Source organism: Enterobacter sp. BNK-22, assembly GCF_048684805.1.
In the GTDB taxonomy this organism is placed as follows: Bacteria; Pseudomonadota; Gammaproteobacteria; order Enterobacterales; family Enterobacteriaceae; genus Enterobacter; species Enterobacter quasiroggenkampii.
This window is the reverse complement of sequence record NZ_JBLQTT010000001.1, coordinates 731,525-750,862: the sequence shown is the minus strand read 5'-3', so window position 1 is coordinate 750,862 and position 19,338 is coordinate 731,525. Positions and strand designations below refer to the sequence as shown.

The 19,338-nt window shown below is 56.7% G+C and carries 20 protein-coding genes; 11 read left to right on the top strand and 9 right to left on the bottom strand.

Translation table 11 applies throughout. The annotated features are described in order from the left end of the window. Positions 1–39 precede the first annotated feature (39 nt). On the bottom strand, positions 40–315 hold the full coding sequence (locus ACMGGE_RS03455; protein ID WP_008500507.1) for a YcgL domain-containing protein: 276 nt from the start codon (positions 313–315) through the stop codon (positions 40–42). A gap of 123 nt (positions 316–438) precedes the next feature. Between ACMGGE_RS03455 and minC the strand changes: the two genes are divergently transcribed. Genes minC through minE form a run of 3 tightly spaced genes read left to right on the top strand, consistent with a single transcriptional unit; the run spans position 439 to position 2,255 of the window. Continuing rightward, positions 439–1,146: a septum site-determining protein MinC gene (gene minC, locus ACMGGE_RS03450; RefSeq protein WP_045908243.1), complete on the top strand. Its 708-nt coding sequence runs from the start codon at positions 439–441 to the stop codon at positions 1,144–1,146. A 23-nt stretch (positions 1,147–1,169) separates the two neighbouring features. Further along, a complete protein-coding gene (minD, locus tag ACMGGE_RS03445; protein WP_008500505.1) occupies positions 1,170–1,982 on the top strand; it encodes a septum site-determining protein MinD in 813 nt (270 codons plus the stop codon). A gap of 3 nt (positions 1,983–1,985) precedes the next feature. Further along, a complete protein-coding gene (gene minE / locus ACMGGE_RS03440; RefSeq protein WP_008500504.1) occupies positions 1,986–2,255 on the top strand; it encodes a cell division topological specificity factor MinE in 270 nt (89 codons plus the stop codon). 71 nt (positions 2,256–2,326) lie between these two features. Here the strand turns inward: minE and rnd are convergent, their stop codons facing one another. From rnd to ACMGGE_RS03415, 5 genes are all read right to left on the bottom strand, one after another. Next, the gene (gene rnd, locus ACMGGE_RS03435; RefSeq protein WP_111967062.1) at positions 2,327–3,454 is read right to left on the bottom strand and encodes a ribonuclease D; all 1,128 of its coding nucleotides are present in this window, start codon (positions 3,452–3,454) and stop codon (positions 2,327–2,329) included. Positions 3,455–3,525: 71 nt separating this feature from the next. Beyond that, positions 3,526–5,211, bottom strand: a complete 1,686-nt coding sequence (gene fadD / locus ACMGGE_RS03430; RefSeq protein ID WP_074180385.1) for a long-chain-fatty-acid--CoA ligase FadD — start codon at positions 5,209–5,211, stop codon at positions 3,526–3,528. A gap of 203 nt (positions 5,212–5,414) precedes the next feature. Next, the gene (locus ACMGGE_RS03425; protein ID WP_028018678.1) at positions 5,415–5,996 is read right to left on the bottom strand and encodes a Slp family lipoprotein; all 582 of its coding nucleotides are present in this window, start codon (positions 5,994–5,996) and stop codon (positions 5,415–5,417) included. Positions 5,997–6,033: 37 nt separating this feature from the next. After that, entirely contained in the window at positions 6,034–6,729 is a 696-nt protein-coding gene (gene tsaB / locus ACMGGE_RS03420; RefSeq protein ID WP_045908240.1) for a tRNA (adenosine(37)-N6)-threonylcarbamoyltransferase complex dimerization subunit type 1 TsaB, read from the bottom strand. A gap of 66 nt (positions 6,730–6,795) precedes the next feature. After that, positions 6,796–8,706: an ATP-dependent DNA helicase gene (locus ACMGGE_RS03415; protein ID WP_023325496.1), complete on the bottom strand. Its 1,911-nt coding sequence runs from the start codon at positions 8,704–8,706 to the stop codon at positions 6,796–6,798. 133 nt (positions 8,707–8,839) lie between these two features. Between ACMGGE_RS03415 and ACMGGE_RS03410 the strand changes: the two genes are divergently transcribed. Then, entirely contained in the window at positions 8,840–9,184 is a 345-nt protein-coding gene (locus tag ACMGGE_RS03410; RefSeq protein ID WP_008500498.1) for a RidA family protein, read from the top strand. Between the two features lie 6 nt (positions 9,185–9,190). Here ACMGGE_RS03410 and ACMGGE_RS03405 read toward each other — a convergent pair whose 3' ends face one another. Continuing rightward, entirely contained in the window at positions 9,191–9,373 is a 183-nt protein-coding gene (locus tag ACMGGE_RS03405; RefSeq protein WP_008500497.1) for a YoaH family protein, read from the bottom strand. 61 nt (positions 9,374–9,434) lie between these two features. Between ACMGGE_RS03405 and pabB the strand changes: the two genes are divergently transcribed. The 4 genes from pabB to ACMGGE_RS03385 all read left to right on the top strand — a co-directional run bounded on the left by pabB (position 9,435) and on the right by ACMGGE_RS03385 (position 14,624). Beyond that, entirely contained in the window at positions 9,435–10,760 is a 1,326-nt protein-coding gene (pabB, locus tag ACMGGE_RS03400; protein WP_420294170.1) for an aminodeoxychorismate synthase component 1, read from the top strand. A gap of 6 nt (positions 10,761–10,766) precedes the next feature. Next, entirely contained in the window at positions 10,767–11,345 is a 579-nt protein-coding gene (locus ACMGGE_RS03395; RefSeq protein ID WP_045908238.1) for a CoA pyrophosphatase, read from the top strand. 185 nt (positions 11,346–11,530) lie between these two features. Continuing rightward, positions 11,531–12,895, top strand: coding sequence for an L-serine ammonia-lyase (gene sdaA, locus ACMGGE_RS03390; protein ID WP_008500494.1), 1,365 nt, complete (start codon positions 11,531–11,533; stop codon positions 12,893–12,895). Positions 12,896–13,025: 130 nt separating this feature from the next. Beyond that, the gene (locus ACMGGE_RS03385) at positions 13,026–14,624 is read left to right on the top strand and encodes a cyclic diguanylate phosphodiesterase (RefSeq protein ID WP_048029448.1); all 1,599 of its coding nucleotides are present in this window, start codon (positions 13,026–13,028) and stop codon (positions 14,622–14,624) included. Between the two features lie 6 nt (positions 14,625–14,630). Here ACMGGE_RS03385 and yoaE read toward each other — a convergent pair whose 3' ends face one another. Together yoaE and ACMGGE_RS03375 are read right to left on the bottom strand one after the other, a co-directional pair. Then, positions 14,631–16,190 carry a CNNM family cation transport protein YoaE gene (gene yoaE, locus ACMGGE_RS03380; RefSeq protein WP_008500492.1) on the bottom strand — a complete coding sequence of 520 codons (1,560 nt, stop codon included), beginning with the start codon at positions 16,188–16,190 and terminating at the stop codon, positions 14,631–14,633. Further along, a complete protein-coding gene (locus ACMGGE_RS03375; RefSeq protein WP_406915712.1) occupies positions 16,178–16,336 on the bottom strand; it encodes a protein YoaL in 159 nt (52 codons plus the stop codon). Before ACMGGE_RS03375 ends, yoaE begins: the two co-directional genes overlap by 13 nt. Positions 16,337–16,652: 316 nt before the next feature. Here ACMGGE_RS03375 and manX point away from each other — a divergent pair, with 316 nt between their 5' ends. From manX to ACMGGE_RS03360, 3 genes are read left to right on the top strand one after another with little or no spacing between them, the layout of a single operon-like run. Next, complete coding sequence (manX, locus tag ACMGGE_RS03370; RefSeq protein WP_045908235.1) at positions 16,653–17,618, top strand: PTS mannose transporter subunit IIAB; 966 nt, start codon at positions 16,653–16,655, stop codon at positions 17,616–17,618. A 47-nt stretch (positions 17,619–17,665) separates the two neighbouring features. Next, complete coding sequence (gene manY, locus ACMGGE_RS03365; protein ID WP_024909729.1) at positions 17,666–18,466, top strand: PTS mannose transporter subunit IIC; 801 nt, start codon at positions 17,666–17,668, stop codon at positions 18,464–18,466. A 12-nt stretch (positions 18,467–18,478) separates the two neighbouring features. Then, positions 18,479–19,330, top strand: coding sequence for a PTS mannose transporter subunit IID (locus ACMGGE_RS03360; RefSeq protein ID WP_420293350.1), 852 nt, complete (start codon positions 18,479–18,481; stop codon positions 19,328–19,330). The last annotated feature ends 8 nt before the right edge of the window (positions 19,331–19,338 follow it).

Genomic DNA, 19,338 nt, shown 5'->3' with positions numbered 1-19,338 from the left:
CCTAAACGGTTGATGTGTTGTGCTCAAAAACAGTTGAGACTATTTTTTTCCGTTCGCCTCAAGATGCTGTTTTAATAAATTCTCCGGTGGCGGCGGAAGCTGTAAATAATAGCCCTGCTCGGCTAATGCCGTTTTCACTTTCTCCAGATCGGCATTCACCAGTTTCTTGCGACCATCAAGCGGCAGCAGCATCGCCATCTGCGGTCGGCCAAAGCTCTTCATTAATTCTTCAGGCACGCGTGAAAAATCGTCTTTCTTTTCGACATAAAGATAGGTCTGGTCACGGGTTGTACTTCTGTAGATCACACAAAACATGTTTTTACTCTGAATTAATGGGTGGTTGCTTGCCTCAATATACTCCTGACTATAACATGCCTGATACTCTTCGGAATATCGCAGCGAGTGGTTGCGGTTAATAGCAAATTGAGTAAGGCCAGGATGTCAAACACGCCCATCGAGCTTAAAGGCAGTAGCTTCACCTTATCAGTGGTACATTTGCATGATGCAAAACCCGAGGTTATTCGTCAGGCGTTAGAAGACAAAATCGCCCAGGCTCCCGCCTTTCTGAAGCACGCCCCTGTTGTGATCAACGTCAGCGGTCTTGAGGCGCCGGTTAACTGGAAACTTCTCCAGCAGGCCGTCTCCTCCACCGGACTGCGTATTGTCGGCATCAGCGGCTGCAAAGATACTGAACTGAAAGCGGAAATCGACCGTGCGGGGCTGCCGCTTCTGAATGAAGGCAAAGAAAAAGCCCCCCGTGCGGCCCCCGTTGCCGTCGAAACGCCCCCTCCTGCGGCGCAAAACGTTACAACCATCACAAAAACGCGAATGATTGATGTGCCGGTTCGTTCCGGTCAGCGCATTTATGCACCAAACTGTGATCTGATTGTTACAAGCCACGTCAGCGCTGGCGCTGAGCTGATTGCAGATGGCAATATTCACGTATACGGTATGATGCGTGGACGTGCGCTCGCGGGTGCAAGTGGCGATCGGGACGCGCAAATATTTTGTACTCACCTGACGGCGGAACTGGTGTCCATCGCAGGTGAATATTGGCTGAGCGACAAGATCCCAGCCGAATTTTATGGCAAAGCGGCTCGCCTGCTTCTGGCAGACGACGCGTTGACCGTTCAACCGTTGAATTGATCCCTTTTTAACAAGGAATTTCTATGGCACGCATTATTGTTGTTACTTCGGGTAAAGGAGGCGTTGGCAAGACCACCTCCAGCGCGGCCATCGCTACTGGTTTGGCCCAGAAGGGAAAGAAAACCGTCGTTATCGACTTCGATATCGGCCTGCGTAACCTCGACCTCATCATGGGATGTGAGCGTCGCGTCGTGTATGACTTCGTGAACGTCATTCAGGGCGATGCCACGCTGAACCAGGCGCTGATTAAAGACAAGCGCACCGAGAACCTCTACATTCTCCCGGCCTCTCAGACGCGTGACAAAGACGCCCTGACCCGTGAAGGGGTAGAAAAGGTGCTCGACGAGCTGAAAAAAATGGAGTTCGACTTCATCGTCTGTGACTCCCCTGCCGGCATCGAAACCGGTGCTCTGATGGCGCTCTACTTCGCTGATGAAGCGATCATCACCACCAACCCTGAAGTTTCATCCGTGCGTGACTCAGACCGTATTCTCGGGATCCTCGCCTCTAAATCCCGTCGTGCGGAAAATGGCGAAGACCCGATTAAAGAACACCTGCTGCTCACCCGCTACAACCCGGGCCGCGTGAATAAAGGTGACATGCTGAGCATGGAAGACGTGCTGGAGATCCTGCGCATTAAGCTGGTGGGCGTTATCCCGGAAGATCAGTCCGTGTTACGCGCCTCTAACCAGGGCGAGCCAGTGATCCTGGATACAATGGCAGATGCAGGTAAAGCTTACGCCGATACCGTTGACCGTCTGCTGGGAGAAGAACGTCCTTTCCGCTTCATTGAAGAAGAGAAGAAAGGTTTCCTCAAACGCCTGTTCGGAGGATAAGTTATGGCATTACTGGACTTTTTTCTCTCGCGGAAAAAGAACACCGCCAACATCGCAAAAGAACGTCTGCAAATTATCGTTGCGGAGCGTCGTCGTAGCGACGCCGAGCCTCACTACCTGCCGCAGCTGCGTAAGGACATCCTGGAAGTGATCTGTAAGTACGTGCAGATTGACCCGGAGATGGTGACGGTGCAGCTGGAACAAAAAGACGGGGATATTTCGATTCTGGAGCTGAACGTGACGCTCCCGGAAGCGGAAGAGTCGCGTCCGTAGATTTATGATTTCGTAGCCCCGGTAAGCGCAGCGCCACCGGGGAATATGCCGGGTTAACCCCCGGCATATTTTTATCGCGGATAACCTTCCAGCAGCGTATTCAGGCGATCGGCCATCAATTCCCCGCGCCATCCCGCCATCATTTCCGGTACGCCATTCTGCGGCTTCAGCTTCCAGTGCCAGTTCAGCAGCTGGTTAATCTGACGGCGTGAGGCAAGCAGTTCCGCGCTCAGCTTGCTTTCCGTTGCCACCGTCTGCACCAGCGCTTTGATATCTTTAAACGCTTTGCGATAGCCCGGCATGTCCATCAGGTTCAGCAGCGGTTCCGGCAGCGCGTCGTCGGGTAATTCTTGCGCTTTTGCGACCAGCGCCAGCAGGGTTTTACCGTGGAAACGGATCTCACTGCCCGAAAGCCCAATGCTGTCCAGCTCGCCGAGGCTGCCCGGCATATAGCGCGCCACCGCCCAGAGATGCTCTTCGCGGACGACAAAGTTAACGGCCAGATCGCGCTCGCGCGCTTTACGCAAGCGCCAGTCTGCCAGCAGCTGCAGGCATGCCAGCTGACGCGTGCGCAGCTGCCAGGCGTTGCTGATGTCGCGCCAGGCCTCTTTCGGATCCACCACTTCCTGACGACGCTGCTGGGTCATACGGCACTCATCCAGCGCTGCCGGGAGCCATCCGGAGGCTTCCGCCTCTTTCATCAGCTGTCCGGCGATCGGCAGCAGGTAAAACACGTCAGCCGCCGCATACTCCAGCTGGCGGGCGGTAAGCGGACGCGCCAGCCAGTCGGTACGGGATTCGCTTTTATCCAGGGTCAGGCCCGTATACTCCTCCACCATGGCGGCAAAGCCCCATGAGAGCGGGCGACCGCTGAACGCCGCGAGGATCTGCGTATCAATCAGCGGCTGAGGCATGATGCCAAAGGTATTCAGAAAGACTTCCAGATCTTCACTGCCTGCATGCAGGTATTTCGTGACGGCGGTATCGAGCAGCAGGTCGCGCATCGGCGTCCAGTCGGTAATGCCGAGAGGGTCGATCAGCGACACGTTTTTACCGTCGTACATCTGAATCAACCCCAGCTGCGGATAGTACGTCCGGGTACGGACAAACTCGGTATCCAGGGCAATGGCAGGAAAGTCGCGCGTCACTTCGCACAGCGAAGCCAGCTCGTCGTTGGTCGTGATCATCTGGTAATTCAAATCGGATTCTCTTTTGTTTGCGCCCATAAAAAACGCCGGCTTAACCGGCGTCTGGGCGATTAACGTGTAGCTCAGGCCTTATTGTCTACTTTGGCACGGGCTTCGTCACGTAATTCTCGTCGTAATATCTTCCCGACGTTGGATTTCGGCAGCTCATCGCGGAATTCCACCAGCTTCGGCACTTTATAGCCCGTCAGCTGACGACGACAAAACGTTACCAGCGCTTCCTCGGTGAGAGAAGGATCTTTCTTGACCACAAATATCTTCACCGCTTCACCGCTGCTGCCGGAAGGCACGCCGACCGCTGCCACTTCGAGTACACCGCTGTGCTGCATGACTACGTCTTCGATCTCATTCGGATAGACGTTGAAGCCGGAGACCAGGATCATATCTTTCTTGCGATCGACAATGCGCAGGAAGCCCTCGTCATCCATCACCGCGATGTCACCGGTATGCAGCCAGCCATCTTTGATGATTTCGTCAGTCGCGTCGGGACGCTGCCAGTAGCCCAGCATCACCTGTGGACCTTTGACGCACAGCTCGCCCGGCTCACCCGGCGCAACTTCATTATCGTTATCATCGACCAGTTTCGCTTCAGTGGAAGGAACGGGCAGACCAATGCTTCCGCTGTGGTAGTCGATGTCATGCGGGTTAACGCTGACCAGCGGCGCGCATTCCGTCAGGCCATAGCCCTCCAGCAGATACTGACCGGTGAGCTTCACCCAGCGCTCGGCCACCGCCTGCTGAACCGGCATACCGCCGCCCGCAGAGAGGTGCAGCGTGGAGAAGTCCAGTTGCTGGAACTCTTTGTTATTAAGCAGCGCGTTAAACAAGGTATTTACCCCGGTCATGGCGGTGAACGGGTATTTTGCCAGCTCTTTCACCAGCCCCGGGATATCACGCGGGTTGGTAATTAGCACGTTTTGACCGCCCAGCTCAATAAACAGCAGACAGTTCATGGTCAGTGCGAAAATGTGGTACAGCGGCAGCGCCGTGATGACCAGCTCTTTGCCGGGATGCAGCAGCGGCCCGTAGGTTGCGTTGACCTGCTCAAGGTTCGCCAGCATGTTGCGGTGGGTCAGCATTGCGCCTTTCGCCACGCCGGTGGTACCACCGGTATACTGCAGGAAGGCGAGATCTTCTGAGACCACTTCCGGCTTGACGTACTGCATCCGATAGCCCGCATGCAGCGCGCGGCGGAAGGAGATAGCGTCCGGCAGATGGTATTTTGGCACCAGACGTTTGACGTATTTGACGACAAAGTTAACCAGCGTGCCTTTGGCGGTAGAGAGCTGGTCCCCCATGCGCGTCAGGATGACGTGTTTCACCTGGGTTTTGTCGACCACTTTTTCCAGCGTATGGGCAAAGTTGGACACAATGACAATCGCAACCGCGCCGCTGTCGTTCAGCTGATGCTCGAGCTCGCGCGGGGTATACAGCGGGTTGACGTTGACGACGATCATCCCGGCACGCAGGATACCGAACAGCGCCACCGGGTATTGCAGCAGGTTCGGCATCATCAGCGCGACGCGATCCCCTTTTTGCAGCCCCAGCCCTTCCTGCAGATACGCCGCAAACGCCCGGCTGCGCTCCTCCAGCTTACGGAACGTCATCACCTCGCCCATATTCACAAATGCGGGCTGATCCGCGTAGCGCCTTACCGAGTGTTCAAATAATTCCACCAGGGATTGATAACGGTCAGGATTGATCTCAGCAGGAACATCTGCGGGATAACGGTTAAGCCAAACCTTCTTCAATGCATCACCTCTGAAATGAGTGTTCGTCGTCATCACAACCCCGATAATAAACAGTTTGTTAACATTATATTAACTCAGCGTACCAGTTTATTAATTGTTCAGATTTAAGGTTGCGAAGCGCGTCACTCTTTTTTTTCGTTTTATCCGTAAAAAAACAGAGACAGCGGCTGAGCCGCTGTCTCTTTTCTAACAATAACAGTAAGTTACTCAGTAACGATCGTCTGTACCTGTGCAGGTCCCGGGTTATACCAACCCCAGCCCGGGTAGCCGTAGCGATAAGGATGCGGACCCCACATCCACGGATCGATCGGCTGCGGCGGCATAATCACCTGCTGGGCCAGCCGCCAGCGCTTGTATCCGTTGACCTGCATGGTCATAAATTTATACGGCGTGTTGCCGATTTTGCCCTGCACGGCGCCGGTAATCGGCCCGACGACGGTTACCAGCTGTCCGCGAAAATCGACCGGATCGAGGAACCCGCTGACGTCCGCATAGATACGTCCCCGGGAGGCCTCGCCCAGTACAGGCCGCGCGCCGCTGTCCAGCGGAACGGTGGCGATCTCCAGGCGGGTTTTGCCCTGCTGGTTTTGTACGTCAATCACCTTACCGCCAAAGCGCGCTTCCTGGCCCACGTACAGCTCAGGCGCATTCATCACCCGAACCAGATCCTGCTGTGGCGTCGGGCTGCTGCCCTTAATCGCATCAGGAACGGAAACGCATCCGCTCAGTGCTATGGCAACCGCGCCTGCCATAATAAGGCGTACTACTTTAGTCTGAACCGCCATGATGCGACTCCTTTTTCTCAGTTCCTGTTACTGAGATTCACTCGCGGCCCGGAAGTTTCTTCCACGCGACGGTGTTTCGCAAATAAACCGGTTCCGCCTGTTCAACAGCCACGGTTTTGCCTGCTGCGAGCAACTGGCTGGCAATCGGAAGCATATCTTCCGCAGCCGGCAAAAGCATGTTGCCGTCCACCAGCGTCAACCCGGTGTCGTTCGCCATCTCAGGCCACGCTGGCCAGCCCGTGCCGACGGTCGCCCACTCGCCGGACAGCTGCTTCAGTCGTTCTGTCACCGCTTCTGGCTTAAGCACGGCCTCCGTCTCTTCACCGTGCCACACGCCCTGCTCGTCACGGGTGTATTCGGCCCAGTAGACTTCGCCCATGCGGGCATCAATCGCTGCCAGGACGCGCGTTGCCCCGGTCGTGCGCCATGCGCCCTGCGCCATGGTGGCGAGGGTAGAGACGCCGATCATCGGCAGTTCGGCGCCCAGCGCCAGCCCCTGCGCAATGCCAATCCCGATACGTACGCCCGTAAAGCTGCCGGGGCCGCGGCCAAAGGCCAGCGCGTCGAGGTCGGTTAAGGAGGTGTTTCCCTGGGTTAAAATGGCTTTTACCAGGGGCAGAATGCGTTGGGTGTGTTCCCGGGGGCACTCTTCGAAATGGGCAGAAACAGCACCGTCGTTCAACAGGGCAACAGAGCAAGCCTCTGTCGCGGTATCAATAGCCAGAATTCGCATCGGTCGTCGCGCTCTCGCAAGGGTCAGTCACAAAATGGCGCGCATCTTAGCACACTCCGGGGTAAATTACTCCGCCGTTGGGTTTGCCAGGAAACGCACCGCGCGTTTTATGTCCCGTGTCCGCGGCGCGGGCGGCAGGCTTGCAAGGAAGGTTGCCCCGTAAGGACGCATCACCAGCCGGTTATCGCAGATGACCAGCACGCCGCGGTCGGTGACGTCACGGATTAAGCGCCCTACCCCTTGCTTAAGCGTAATGACCGCATCCGGCAGCTGAACCTCGTCAAACGGATCGCCACCGCGCAGGCGACAGTCTTCCATCCGCGCTTTCAGCAGCGGATCGTCCGGGGAGGTAAACGGCAGCTTATCAATGATCACCAGCGAAAGCGTGTCGCCGCGCACGTCCACCCCTTCCCAGAAGCTGCTGGTTGCGACCAGCAGGGCATTACCGGCACTCACGAACTGCTGCAGCAGCTGGCCTTTGCTGGTTTCGCCCTGCAGCAGCACCGGTAGCGTCATCGTAGCGCGGAACTGCTCAGCGAGGTCGCGCATCATGGCGTGGGAGGTGCAGAGCATAAAGCAGCGGCCGTTATTGGCCTCGATCATTGGCTTCAGCATCGCCGCCAGCAGCCGGGCCGCACCCGGCTGGTTGGGAAGCGGCAGATTTCGCGGCACGCAGAGCAGCGCCTGCTTTTCGTAATCGAACGGGCTGGGCAGAAGCAGCGATTCCGCCTGCTCAATGCCGAGGCGCTCGGTGAAGTGGTGCAGATCGTCATTCACCGACAGGGTTGCCGACGTAAAGATCCAGCTGCCCGGCTTCTGCGCCATCACCTCTTTAAATTTATCCGCCACCGTCAGCGGCGTCAGCGCCAGGGTAAAGTGGCGCGAAGTGCACTCGTACCAGTAGCTGTAACCCGGCTGATTAATCTCTTTCAGCCGTTTGAGCCGCCCGCGATAAAGCGTGGCGCGCTCGAAGGCCGCATCCAGCAGCGCGGAGCGGCCGAGTGACAGTTTTGCCACGTCGTAGCAGAGCTCAAGCGCATCATCGAGCAGCAGCAGCGCGCGCTGGATGTTTTTGTCCGCCAGCAGCTCGCGCAGGTTACCACGATAGCCCGGCTCGCCGAGCTGTAAACGGAAATCCTGCGCGCTCTGCGCCAGACGGTCGGCGCACTTCTGCAGCTGCTGGGTATCTTTGAGTTCGGTCCGGTAAGCAATGGTGAAATCTTTCGCCAGATCCTGCAGCTGACGGCTGGAGAGCGACTGACCAAAGTACTGGCTGGCGATGTCCGGCAACTGGTGGGCTTCGTCGAAGATCATCACGTCCGCTTCCGGGATCAGCTCACCAAAGCCGCTGTCCTTAACCACCATATCCGCAAGGAACAGATGGTGGTTCACCACCACCACATCCGCATCCATCGCCGTTTTGCGCGCTTTCACCACGAAGCAGTCTTTATACAGCGGGCAGTCGCTACCGAGGCAGTTGTCGTTGGTGCTGGTCACCAGCGGCCAGGCAGGAGAGTCTTCCGGCACGCTCGCGCAGGTGCTGATATCGCCCTCTTCGGTCTGGTTCGCCCAGGCGCGAAGGATAATGACGTCGCTCAGGGTTTGCACCGGCAGGTCGCCGCCCGCCAGCGCCTGCTGCTCAAGGCGTTCCAGACAGAGATAGTTGGAGCGCCCCTTCAGCAGGGCCAGACGGCCTTTATATTTCAGCGCTTTTGCCACGGTGGGCAAATCACGGCTGTAGAGCTGATCCTGCAGCGCCTTCGAACCGGTGGAAATAATCACCTTCTTTTTCGCCCGCAGCGCCGGCGCAAGGTAAGCATAGGTTTTACCCGTGCCGGTACCGGCTTCGACCACCAGCGGCTGAGCCTTATCGATGGCGCGTGCAACGGCGTGCGCCATCTGTCGCTGAGGCTCTCGGGGTTTGAAGCCGGGGATAGCCTGCGCTAATTGACCTTCAGGGGAAAAATCGTCTGCCACGGTGCTCTCTCACTGTATTTTTGCACAGGGATTATGTCAGCCCATCCACTCATGTGCCACCCCAAATAGTGACGACGGATGAACAATATGGCAGTCTTGCCGCCTGACGACGAAAAATAACGAGGAAACGTTTATGACAATTGTGCGCATTGATGCCGAAGCCCGCTGGTCTGATGTGGTGATCCATAACCAGACGCTCTACTACACCGGCGTCCCGGCTAACCTGGACGCGGATGCGTTCGAGCAGACAGCCAATACCCTGGCGCAGATTGACGCGGTGCTGGAAAAACAGGGCAGCGACAAATCACGCATTCTGGATGCGACGATTTTCCTGGCAAACAAAGATGACTTCGCGGCAATGAACAAAGCCTGGGATGCGTGGGTGGTGGCGGGTCACGCGCCTGTACGTTGCACCGTACAGGCCACGCTGATGAAGCCGGAATACAAGGTAGAGATTAAGATTATCGCGGCGGTTTAAGCCCGATCACTCTTCATCTTCATCCTCGAAACGCGCCACGATCCGCTCGCCGGTATGCGTGGCGCGCAGTTCTTCCGCCACTTGGGAAATCGCCTGTCCGCTGCTCATCCCCTGGGACATCAGTTCCTGAATTCGCTCAACCGCTTTCTGCTGCTGTTCATGGCTCAGAGAAGGTAAACCTGCAAACATCGTCAACTCCTGCTAAATTATTCGCGCTAATTATTTCACGCTGCCCGGTAGTATGCCACACATGAACATGCGCTTCCCCACTGTTATTACCCTGCCCTGGCGGACAGACGCCGCTGAATACTGGTTTGCCCGCCTGAGCCATCTTCCGTTTGCGATGCTGCTGCACTCCGGCCATGCGGACCATCCCTATAGCCGCTTTGATATTCTGGTCGCCGATCCGCTGAAGACGCTGACAACCGATGACCTGTCGCTGACGGACGATCCGCTGGTGCAGCTTCAGCACGACATTAACGCGCTGGGCTTATCTGCCACACCCAACCCGGATCTTCCTTTTCAGGGGGGCGCGCTGGGCCTGTTTGGCTACGATTTGGGTCGCCGTTTCGAAACGCTGCCCGAGCATGCGCAGGCTGATATCCCCCTGCCCGACATGGCCGTGGGGCTGTATGACTGGGCGTTAATTGTCGATCACCAGAAAAAAACGGTTTCCCTGCTGAGCCATCGTGACGTGCAGGCGCGTCTGGCCTGGCTTGAGGCGCAACAGGCTGCACCCGCAGAGACGTTCACGCTGACCTCCGGCTGGCGCTCCAACATGAGCGCCGCGGAGTATGGCGAAAAATTCGCGCGCGTTCAGGCGTATCTGCAAAGCGGCGACTGCTATCAGGTTAACCTCGCCCAGCGCTTCGAGGCGACCTATCGGGGAGATGAGTGGCAGGCGTTTACCCGTCTTAATGCCAGCAATAAGGCGCCGTTCAGCGCCTTTGTGCGTCTGGAACAGGGGGCGATCCTCAGCCTGTCGCCCGAGCGTTTTATTCATCTGGCCGAGGGCACGATTCAAACCCGCCCGATTAAGGGCACGCTTCCACGCCTTGCCGATCCCGACGCCGACCGTCAGCAGGCGGAAAAACTGGCCGCCTCGCCAAAAGACCGCGCCGAAAACCTGATGATTGTCGATCTGATGCGTAACGACATTGGCCGGGTGGCCGTGCCGGGCAGCGTCCGCGTGCCGGAACTGTTTGTCGTTGAGCATTTCCCGGCGGTGCATCATCTGGTCAGCACCATTACCGCGCGGCTGCCTGACTCGCGCACGGCCTGCGATCTTCTGCGCGCCGCGTTCCCGGGCGGCTCCATCACCGGCGCGCCGAAGGTGCGGGCAATGGAGATCATTGATGAGCTGGAGCCCCACCGCCGCAATGCCTGGTGCGGTAGCATCGGCTATATCAGCCTGTGCGGCACGCTGGATACCAGCATTACCATTCGTACGCTGACCGCCTGCAACGGAAACCTTTACTGTTCGGCCGGGGGCGGCATTGTTGCCGACAGCCAGGTCGATGCGGAATATCAGGAAACCTTTGATAAAGTTAACCGTATCCTGAAACAACTGGAGTAAACACGGGTGGAAAAAGAGAATCTGACGCTGGATGACTTTTTATCTCGCTTTCAGCTACTAAGACCGCAGGTCAACCGCGAAGCGCTGAATCAACGTCAGGCGGCCGTGTTGATCCCGGTCGTGCGTCGCGCGCAGCCGGGCCTGCTGCTCACCCAGCGTTCCGCCCATTTACGCAAGCACGCGGGTCAGGTCGCTTTTCCGGGGGGCGCGGTAGACAGCTCCGACGCCTCGCTGATTGCCGCCGCGCTGCGCGAAGCGCAGGAAGAGGTTGCCATTCCGCCAGAGGCCGTTGAGGTCATCGGCGTGCTGCCACCCGTCGACAGCGTCACCGGTTTTCAGGTCACGCCGGTGGTCGGCATTATCCCGCCGGGCCTGCAGTATCACGCCAGCGTCGATGAAGTCTCCGCGGTGTTTGAAATGCCGCTGGATGAAGCCCTCCGACTGAGTCGTTATCACCCGCTGGATATTCAGCGTCGTGGGCATGACCATCGGGTCTGGTTGTCCTGGTATCAGCATTATTTTGTCTGGGGCATGACGGCGGGCATTATTCGTGAGCTGGCGTTGCAAATCGGCCTGAAGCCTTGACTATACTTTACATTCCGCCCTCTTCTGCCAGGTTTGCGATCTGCGTCGCGCTATTAGCAAAACCCATCGTTAACCATTAGTTTAATTCATGTGAATAGTTAAGCCGAGGTCGGTGTTCCCTCTTACACTATGCGCAGTTATAACATCGTTACTGGAACCCCGGTAACCCTGTCAGGAGTGTGAAAGTGATTAGTATATTCGACATGTTCAAAGTGGGAATTGGCCCTTCGTCTTCCCATACTGTTGGCCCGATGAAGGCCGGTAAACAGTTCGTCGATGATCTGGTCGAAAAAGGATTACTGGAAAGCGTTACCCGTGTCGCCGTGGATGTTTACGGCTCGCTGTCATTAACGGGTAAAGGCCACCACACCGATATCGCCATTATTATGGGTCTGGCAGGCAACATGCCGGATACCGTTGATATTGATGCCATCCCGGCATTCATCCGCGACGTGGAAACACGCGGCCGCCTGCTCCTGGCAAACGGCCAGCAGGAAGTCGATTTTCCGCAGGATGACGGCATGCGTTTCCGTAGCGACAACCTGCCGCTGCATGAAAACGGCATGACCATTCACGCTTATAGCGGTGAAAAAGAGATTTACAGCAAAACGTACTACTCCATCGGCGGTGGTTTCATCGTGGATGAAGAGCATTTTGGCAAAGACAGCGTCGGCGACGTCAGCGTACCGTATCCGTTCAAATCGGCGACCGAGATGCTGGGTTACTGCAAACAGACCGGTCTTTCCCTGTCCGGCATGGTGATGCAGAACGAACTGGCCCTGCACAGTAAACAAGAGATTGAAGACTATTTTGCCAACGTCTGGCAAACCATGCGCGCCTGTATCGATCGCGGGATGAACACCGAAGGGGTTCTGCCGGGTCCGCTGCGCGTGCCGCGTCGTGCCTCTGCTCTGCGCCGTATGCTGGTGACCACGGACAAATTCTCCAACGACCCGATGAACGTGGTCGACTGGGTGAATATGTTTGCACTTGCGGTTAACGAAGAGAACGCCGCCGGTGGCCGCGTCGTGACGGCGCCAACCAACGGCGCGTGCGGCATTGTTCCTGCGGTGCTGGCGTATTACGACCACTTTATTGAGCCCGTGACGCCGGACATCTACATCCGTTATTTCCTGGCAGCAGGTGCCATCGGCGCGCTGTACAAGATGAATGCCTCCATCTCCGGTGCGGAAGTGGGCTGTCAGGGTGAAGTCGGCGTGGCCTGCTCCATGGCGGCGGCAGGTCTGGCAGAGCTGTTGGGTGCAAGCCCTGAGCAGGTCTGCGTGGCGGCTGAAATCGGTATGGAACATAACCTTGGTCTGACCTGCGATCCGGTCGCGGGCCAGGTGCAGGTGCCGTGCATTGAGCGTAACGCGATTGCCTCGGTGAAAGCCATCAACGCCTCACGTATGGCGATGCGCCGTACCAGCGAACCTCGCGTATCGCTGGATAAGGTGATTGAAACCATGTACGAAACGGGCAAAGACATGAACGCGAAATACCGCGAGACGTCCCGTGGTGGCCTGGCCATTAAGGTGCAGTGCGACTAATACTGCCTTTCGCCCATCTGCAACGGATGGGCGAATTTCCCTCTTCTTCCTCGTCTCCTTCTGCTTTCCCCACTACACTTTCACTGTTGCGTCCGGCTTTTGTGGCTGGTGGCTTATCAGGCGACCGTTCATGCAAACTGCACAAACGATCATTAAAAACTATCGCCGAAAACGCGTTATCGTCTGTGTGACGGTTGCGCTCCTCACGCTCATCCTGACGCTGGGCATTCGCTTTATTTCCCAGCGCAACGTTAACCAACAGCGGATCCTCGATTTTACCAGCCATACCGTTCGCGCCCTTGATAACGTTCTGCTTTCGCTGGAAAACCACCGCAACGTGCTGCAGCCGCTGGTGGGACAGCCCTGCCCGCAGGTGCAGCTGGCGCTGCGACAGCAGGCAGCCATTTTGCAGACGGTACGTTCTATCGCCCTGATTAAAGACGGTATCCTGTATTGTTCGAGTATTTTCGGCAGCCGCAGCGAGCCTGTCCGTGACTTCCTTCAGGAACTCCCCGCCAGCACGGCGAAGCTGATTTTATCGACCGACCAGTGGCTGCTTAAGGGCAGCCCTATTTTGATCCAGTGGTATCCTGTCTCCCAGGACGGTGAAGAAGGCGTCGTCGAGATTATTAATATCGACCTGATCGCCAGAATGATCCTCGAGCCCCAGCGTCCGCTCATCAATGACGTGGTGCTGACAGTCGGCGATCGTTTTTTACGCTACGGTCAGCGCGTCACCGACAGCCTGACGTTTGATGAGGAGAGCGCCCTTTTCCAGCAATCATCAACCCGAAATCCTTTCACCATTACGGTCAGCGGACCTGGCCCCGGTGAGTTAGCTTTAAAAAGCCTGCCCGCCCAGCTGCCGCTGGGGCTGATGCTCAGCCTGCTGCTGGGCTACCTCGCCTGGCTGGCGACGGCAAACCGGATGAGCTTTACGTGGGAGATCGATATGGGCATTGCGGCGCGGGAATTTGAGCTTTTCTGCCAGCCGCTGGTGAATGCCCGCACCCAGGCGTGCACGGGCGTTGAAATCCTGCTGCGCTGGAATAATCCCCGTCAGGGTTGGATCACCCCGGAGGTGTTTATCCCTCTGGCAGAAGAACATAACCAGATTGTCCCCCTGACCCGCTATGTCATCGCCGAAACGGTGCGCCAGATAGGCTACTTCCCGTCCAGCGCCGGTTTCCACATCGGCATTAACGTTGCCGCCAGCCATTTCCGTCACGCTGTACTGGTACAGGACCTGAACCGTCTCTGGTTCAGCGCCAATCCGCGACAGCAGCTGGTGATTGAACTCACGGAACGGGATGCGCTGCTGGACGCGGATTATCGCATCGTGCGCGAACTGCATCGCAAAGGGGTGAAGCTCGCTATCGACGATTTTGGCACCGGGAACAGCTCCCTCTCCTGGCTTGAAAAGCTGCATCCGGACGTCCTGAAAATTGACCAGTCCTTTACCACCGCCATTGGTACGGATGCCGTGAATTCAACGGTGACGGACATGATCATTGCGCTGGGCCAGCGGCTGAATATCGAGCTGGTTGCGGAAGGGGTCGAAACGGAAGAGCAGGCGCGCTATTTACGCCGTCACGGCGTTCCAGTCCTGCAGGGCTTTTTCTATGCGCGGCCGATGCCGCTACGGGACTTTCCAGACTGGCTGGCGGGAAGTGCTCCCCCGCCAGCGCGTCATAACGGGCACATCGTACCCTTAATGCCGCTGCGTTAAGCAGACTTACTCATCTTCGTCGTGGGCAGATTGTTCTTTAACAATACGGACCATATCAACGCGATAGTCGTTGGCTTCGACAATGGTAATGTGCAGCGGCGGCAGCTCGATCACATCGCCAACACGCGGGATCTGGCCGTTTACGGCGATAACCAGACCGGCAACGGTCGCGATGTCTTCTTCATCGTTGACCACGTTTTCCAGCCCCAGCGTGTGCGAGAGCGCGTGCAGGTCGGTGGTACCTTTAACCAGCCAGCCTTCGCCATCGGCAACAATTTCCGGCGTTTCGTCTTCATCCGGGAATTCACCGGCGATCGCTTCCAGCACGTCCAGCGGTGTCACCAGCCCCTGCACCACGCCAAACTCGTTGGTGACAATAACAAAGCTACCGCGAGCGCGGCGCAGCACCCCGAGCAGGTTGATCGGATCCAGCGTTTCCGGCACCACAATCGCAGGCGATGCAGCAGCAACGGCTTCGACGTTAACACCCTCTTCCAGGGCGACCAGCATCTCTTTCGCCCGCACCACGCCGATGATCTCATCCAGTTCACCACGACATACCGGGAACAGGCTGTGCGGTGAAGAGAGCAGCTGCTGGCGAATTTCATCAACGCTCAGGTTAGCATCGACCCAGCTGATCTCCCCGCGCGGCGTCATGATGCCGCGCAGCGAACGGGAGGCCAGAGAGAGCACGCCGTTAATCATGTAGCGTTCCTGTTCCACAAACGCCCCTTCCGGGACCGGAACCGGGTTGTGGTTTTCGGAATCAGACTGCACGTTCACCTGACGACGACCGCCCATCAGGCGTAGAATGGCATCTGCGGTACGGGCGCGCAGCGGCTGATTTGACTGCTGTTTGATAAAGTTACGGCGCGCAATCTGGTTGAACAGTTCGATCAGGATCGAGAAGCCAATCGCGGCGTACAGATAGCCTTTCGGAATATGGAAGCCAAAGCCTTCCGCCACCAGGCTCAGACCAATCATCAGCAGGAAGCTCAGACACAGTACCACCACCGTTGGATGCTGGTTCACGAAACGCGTCAGCGGTTTCGACGCCAGCAGCATGACCGCCATCGCAATAACCACCGCTGCCATCATGACCGGCAGATGGTTCACCATGCCGACCGCCGTGATCACCGCATCCAGCGAGAAGACCGCATCCAGCACCACGATCTGCAGCACCACCACCCAGAAACTGGCATAGCCTTTACCGTGCCCATCATCGTGCTGACGGTTTTCCAGCCGCTCGTGAAGTTCTGTCGTCGCTTTGAAGAGCAGGAATATCCCCCCGATCAGCATGATTAAATCACGGCCGGAGAAGGTGTAATCCATGACGGAGAACAGCGGTTTGGTCAGCGTGACCATCCACGAGATGACGGAGAGCAGCCCCAGTCGCATGACCAGCGCCAGCGAGAGTCCAATCAGACGCGCTTTATCACGCTGTTTTGGCGGCAACTTATCCGCAAGGATGGCGATAAACACCAGGTTATCAATGCCGAGAACGATCTCCAGCACGACCAGCGTGAGCAATCCCACCCAGATTGACGGGTCCATTAAGAATTCCATGACAAGCTCCTGCTAAAGGAATGACGAAACGGTGCCCCACTCAATGTGGGCAAAACAGAGGCAGACAGAGTCGATACGTGGCGAGGATCGCCGGTGAAAAAGGCGCGAAATGGCCTGGAAGATGACTGACGTCGGTGACGGTCCATATAGTGGGCTGGAGCCCTATACTCCTGAACAATTAAACGGAGGCTAAACATATCAGAGAGACTGTGTTTTTAGCAAAGATTTACGTTCCTTTGCAAAGTTCTGTTACACAGCGGCTTTACGCTACAGATAATTCTGTAACGCGTGGCTAAATTACGGATCTTCATCACATAAATTATTTTTTCACTATCTAAAATAATTCGCGGAAGTCTTAGTTTTTTGAACTCTAACCCTTATCTGAATCGATTCGGTTCGCCAATACGATTCTCAGTACGACTGCCTGGCAGGCGTATTAATGATAATAAAAGGAGGTAGCAAGTGACCATTGCTATTGTCATAGGCACACATGGTTGGGCTGCTGAGCAGCTACTCAAAACGGCAGAGATGCTGTTGGGCGAGCAGGAAAACGTCGGCTGGATCGATTTCGTTCCCGGTGAAAACGCCGAGACGCTGATAGAGAAGTACAACGCTCAGCTCGAGAAGCTGGATACCAGCAAAGGCGTGCTGTTTCTCGTTGATACATGGGGCGGCAGCCCGTTCAATGCTGCCAGCCGCATTGTCGTCGATAAAGAGCACTATGAAGTTGTCGCCGGGGTCAATATTCCCATGCTGGTGGAAACCCTTATGGCACGCGACGACAATCCGTCCTTCGATGAGCTGGTTGCACTGGCTGTTGAAACCGGCCGCGAAGGGGTTAAGGCCCTGAAGGCACAGCCGGTTGAAAAACCTGCCCCTGCGCCTGCAGCGGCACCGAAAGCGGCGGCACCGGCAAAACCGATGGGCCCGAATGATTACATGGTGATCGGCCTTGCGCGTATTGATGACCGCTTAATCCACGGTCAGGTAGCCACGCGCTGGACCAAAGAGACCAACGTTCGACGCATTATCGTGGTCAGCGACGAAGTGGCCGCTGATACCGTACGTAAAACCCTTCTGACTCAGGTTGCTCCTCCTGGCGTTACCGCGCACGTTGTGGATGTCGCCAAGATGATTCGCGTATACAACAACCCGAAATATGCGGGCGAACGCGTGATGCTCCTGTTCACTAACCCGACAGACGTTGAGCGCATTGTTGAAGGCGGCGTGAAAATCACCTCCGTTAACATTGGTGGTATGGCATTCCGTCAGGGCAAAACGCAGGTCAACAACGCCATTTCAGTCGATGCGAAAGATATCGAAGCATTCAACAAGCTGAATGCACGCGGTATTGAGCTGGAAGCCCGTAAGGTTTCCACGGACCAGAAACTGAAAATGATGGATTTGATCGGCAAAGTTGGGAAATAAGCCCGCGCCGGTTTTTCACATAATGCTTATGTAATAGGAGAAGTACAATGGAGATTACCACTCTTCAGATTGTGCTGGTGTTCGTGGTCGCATGTATTGCGGGTATGGAATCCGTACTTGATGAATTTCAGTTCCACCGTCCTCTGGTGGCCTGTACGCTGATTGGGGCCGTTCTGGGTGACATGAAAACCGGTATCATCATCGGTGGTACCCTGGAAATGATCGCCCTGGGCTGGATGAACATCGGTGCGGCGGTTGCGCCCGATGCCGCTCTGGCCTCTATCATTTCTACCGTTCTGGTTATTGCCGGTCACCAGAGTATTGGTGCAGGTATCGCCCTGGCAATCCCGCTGGCAGCCGCAGGCCAGGTTCTGACCATCATCGTTCGTACGATCACCGTTGCCTTCCAGCACGCGGCGGATAAGGCGGCCGACAACGGCAACCTCACGGCCCTGTCATGGATCCACGTTTCATCCCTGTTCCTGCAGGCGATGCGTATCGCAATCCCGGCGGTTATCGTCGCGATCTCTGTGGGTACCAGTGAAGTCCAGAGCATGCTGAACGCCATTCCTGAAGTGGTCACCGGCGGCCTGAACATCGCGGGCGGTATGATCGTGGTCGTTGGTTATGCGATGGTCATCAACATGATGCGCGCAGGCTACCTGATGCCGTTCTTCTACCTCGGCTTCGTGACCGCGGCCTTCACCAACTTCAACCTGGTTGCACTGGGTGTGATCGGTGCGGTGATGGCGATTCTCTACATCCAGCTCAGCCCGAAATATAACCGCGTCGCGGGTGCCCCAGCGCAGGCTGCTGGTAACAACGATCTCGATAACGAACTGGACTAACAGGTGAGCGAAATGGTTGATATGACAAAAACTACCACCGAGAAAAAACTCACTCCGGGTGATATTCGTGGCGTGTTCATCCGTTCTAACCTGTTTCAGGGTTCATGGAACTTCGAACGTATGCAGGCGCTGGGTTTCTGCTTCTCCATGGTACCGGCGCTCAAACGCCTGTACCCGGAAAACAACGAAGCACGCCGTCAGGCCATCAAGCGTCACCTGGAATTCTTTAACACCCATCCTTACGTTGCGGCCCCGGTACTGGGCGTAACGCTGGCGATGGAAGAGCAGCGTGCAAACGGCGCAGAGATTGACGATGGTGCCATCAACGGTATCAAAGTCGGTCTGATGGGTCCGCTGGCCGGTGTCGGTGACCCTATCTTCTGGGGTACCGTGCGTCCGGTCTTCGCGGCACTGGGTGCCGGTATCGCGATGAGCGGCAGCCTGCTTGGCCCGTTGCTGTTCTTCATCCTGTTCAACGCCGTGCGTCTGCTGACCCGTTACTACGGCGTGGCCTACGGCTACCGTAAAGGGGTGGACATCGTTAAGGACATGGGCGGCGGCTTCCTGCAGAAACTGACTGAGGGGGCGTCAATCCTCGGCCTGTTTGTCATGGGCGCGCTGGTAAACAAATGGACGCACGTGAATATCCCGCTGGTGGTATCGACCATCACCGGACAGGATGGTCAGACCCGCGTCACCACCGTGCAGACGATTCTGGATCAGCTGATGCCGGGCCTGGTCCCGCTGCTGTTGACCTTCGCCTGTATGTGGCTGCTGCGTAAGAAAGTGAACCCGCTGTGGATCATCGTTGGCTTCTTCGTCATCGGTATTGCGGGCTACGCCGTCGGCCTGCTGGGTCTGTAAGTATCAAT

Bases quoted from the DNA above. Each gene is read 5' to 3' on its own strand.
- ACMGGE_RS03455 (WP_008500507.1), bottom strand. From the start codon at position 315: ATGTTTTGTGTGATCTACAGAAGTACAACCCGTGACCAGACCTATCTT.
- minC (WP_045908243.1), top strand. From the start codon at position 439: ATGTCAAACACGCCCATCGAGCTTAAAGGCAGTAGCTTCACCTTATCA.
- minD (WP_008500505.1), top strand. From the start codon at position 1,170: ATGGCACGCATTATTGTTGTTACTTCGGGTAAAGGAGGCGTTGGCAAG.
- minE (WP_008500504.1), top strand. From the start codon at position 1,986: ATGGCATTACTGGACTTTTTTCTCTCGCGGAAAAAGAACACCGCCAAC.
- ACMGGE_RS03425 (WP_028018678.1), bottom strand. From the start codon at position 5,996: ATGGCGGTTCAGACTAAAGTAGTACGCCTTATTATGGCAGGCGCGGTT.
- tsaB (WP_045908240.1), bottom strand. From the start codon at position 6,729: ATGCGAATTCTGGCTATTGATACCGCGACAGAGGCTTGCTCTGTTGCC.
- ACMGGE_RS03410 (WP_008500498.1), top strand. From the start codon at position 8,840: ATGACAATTGTGCGCATTGATGCCGAAGCCCGCTGGTCTGATGTGGTG.
- ACMGGE_RS03405 (WP_008500497.1), bottom strand. From the start codon at position 9,373: ATGTTTGCAGGTTTACCTTCTCTGAGCCATGAACAGCAGCAGAAAGCG.
- pabB (WP_420294170.1), top strand. From the start codon at position 9,435: ATGAACATGCGCTTCCCCACTGTTATTACCCTGCCCTGGCGGACAGAC.
- ACMGGE_RS03385 (WP_048029448.1), top strand. From the start codon at position 13,026: ATGCAAACTGCACAAACGATCATTAAAAACTATCGCCGAAAACGCGTT.
- yoaE (WP_008500492.1), bottom strand. From the start codon at position 16,190: ATGGAATTCTTAATGGACCCGTCAATCTGGGTGGGATTGCTCACGCTG.
- ACMGGE_RS03375 (WP_406915712.1), bottom strand. From the start codon at position 16,336: ATGGACCGTCACCGACGTCAGTCATCTTCCAGGCCATTTCGCGCCTTT.
- manY (WP_024909729.1), top strand. From the start codon at position 17,666: ATGGAGATTACCACTCTTCAGATTGTGCTGGTGTTCGTGGTCGCATGT.
- ACMGGE_RS03360 (WP_420293350.1), top strand. From the start codon at position 18,479: ATGGTTGATATGACAAAAACTACCACCGAGAAAAAACTCACTCCGGGT.